The sequence below is a fragment of the Streptomyces sp. NPDC090442 genome (assembly GCF_044769405.1).
GTDB lineage: Bacteria > Actinomycetota > Actinomycetes > Streptomycetales > Streptomycetaceae > Streptomyces.
This window is the reverse complement of the sequence record NZ_JBIVXW010000238.1, coordinates 1-1693: the sequence shown is the minus strand read 5'-3', so window position 1 is coordinate 1693 and position 1693 is coordinate 1. Positions and strand designations below refer to the sequence as shown.

3 protein-coding genes are annotated in these 1693 nt (G+C 66.0%); 1 reads left to right on the top strand and 2 read right to left on the bottom strand.

Features of this window, described 5'->3' with window-relative positions; translation table 11 throughout:
* Nucleotides 1–176 precede the first annotated feature (176 nt).
* A complete protein-coding gene (locus tag ACIQU6_RS44705; RefSeq protein ID WP_403488476.1) occupies nt 177–491 on the bottom strand; it encodes a hypothetical protein in 315 nt (104 codons plus the stop codon).
* 285 nt (nt 492–776) lie between these two features.
* Here ACIQU6_RS44705 and ACIQU6_RS44700 point away from each other — a divergent pair, with 285 nt between their 5' ends.
* Nucleotides 777–1388, top strand: coding sequence for a GNAT family N-acetyltransferase (locus tag ACIQU6_RS44700; protein WP_403488474.1), 612 nt, complete (start codon nt 777–779; stop codon nt 1386–1388).
* A gap of 119 nt (nt 1389–1507) precedes the next feature.
* Here ACIQU6_RS44700 and ACIQU6_RS44695 read toward each other — a convergent pair.
* On the bottom strand, nt 1508–1693 hold a 186-nt coding region (locus tag ACIQU6_RS44695), incomplete at its 5' end, for a transposase (protein WP_403488472.1).

The following is a 1693-nucleotide window of genomic DNA, read 5'->3' as shown; positions in this document are numbered from 1 at the left end:
ACACGCACTGACTCCCTCGGCGAACAGTTCAGCCGCCTCCAACCTCACCACTTCGCGACGCCGGCGGCCCTTCGCCGTCAGCCCGCCCCCATCCGCATAACGCATACCAACGACATAGCGCACCACTGACTACCAGTCAGCCACCCAAACCAGCCACTCACCTCGAAACGCCAAAATCAGTAATCCGGCGCAAGCGCCTGCACAGTCATCCCTTCCCCGCACCGCCGCACGATCGACCCGGCCACCGGAGCCTTACGCTCCCCGGCCACGGCGGGCACCGGATCTGGCACCTCGGCCACAGGCGCGAGCACCGCATCGCCGCCGGCGGCCAGGGTCTCGCCCAGTTCCTCCCGGGCGATCACCCGGCGTTCCAACACCACCTCGGCAGCGCCGAGTTCACCCAGGATCCGGTCCGCTTCCGCCCGGAGCTCCTCCACCCGCACCCGGGCAGCGGTTTCCCGCTCCTCCAGCAACCCCATCACCGACGCCACCGGCCACCTCCGCGTCACCGAGAACGAACTGAACGTCCCAACCCTCCCTCGGCGACACCCACACCATGCCTGAACAGCACAAACTCAGCGATCACATCCGGAAAGACAACGGCTTCTAACGCCCTCCTCTTGGGGCGTGTCCGATGGGGCGTGTCCGATGGGGCGTTGTGCCGTTCACATGGAGAGACGTAGGAGCGTACCAGTGACCGCTCGGCGCGTGTGACCGCGACGGCATGGCGATGCCGCCGCGGTCACTGGCGGCGGGTAGGAAGGACCGTAGAGCCGATGCCGTCGTCAGTTCCACCGGTGGTGAGGCCCGGGAGCCTCAGTTCGTCGACTCAGCCGTCACTGGAGGGTGAGGGCATTGTTCTGCGCCCTTGGCGGCTGACGGATGTGGGCGTTGTCCGTATGGCTCTCGCAGACGAACGGATTCAACGGTGGAACCTGCTCGCCGGGAGTTCCGATGCCGATGCTTATGCCTGGATCAGGGGCTGGGAAGAGTGCTGGAGGAGGGAAGCCGGGGTCGGTTGGGCCGCGCTTCGCCCTGACGGGGTGCCAGTTGGCTACGTCTCCTTGCAGCATCTCCATCTCGCGGGCGGCACGGCACGCTGTTCCTTCTGGGTCCTGCCGGAGCACCGCGGGCACGGTTGGGCCACTCATGCCTTGGGAACGGCGGCTCGTTGGGCGTTCGACGTCGTGGGCTTGTACCGTCTGGCGCTTGCCCATTCGGTTGCCAATCCCGCATCGTGCCGGACTGCGTCGAAGGCCGGATTCGCGGCGGAGGGCATCCGCCGGAGTGCCGTTCTGCACCTCGACGGTTGGCACGATATGCACGAACACGCTCGGGTGAAGGAAGATCCACCGGGCGACTGCGACAACCCGGCGGATGCGTTCTAGCGGTGGTTTGTTGACAGCGGTGAGTGCTGGCGGTATGCTCCTGTGTCCCGGGTTCCGCAGAATTCTCATCACCTAGAGTCACAAAACGGGCTCTGTCGCTGATCTTGTGATCGGGCGGGTCAGGATCTGTGCAGGATGCGGGTGCGGAGGAGGTCGAAGTTCGCCCGGCCATATCCATCCCTTTTGATCCGTTTCACCCTCGTGTTCTGGCCCTCGACCTGGCCGGAGCTCCAGGAGCTGGACAGGCCGGCGATGACGGCGTCCTGGTCCCGGCGCAGGCCGTTGACCAGGGAGTGCAGTGCGGG

Coding starts and splice junctions, on each gene's coding strand:
- ACIQU6_RS44700 (WP_403488474.1), top strand. CDS start 777: ATGCCGTCGTCAGTTCCACCGGTGGTGAGGCCCGGGAGCCTCAGTTCG.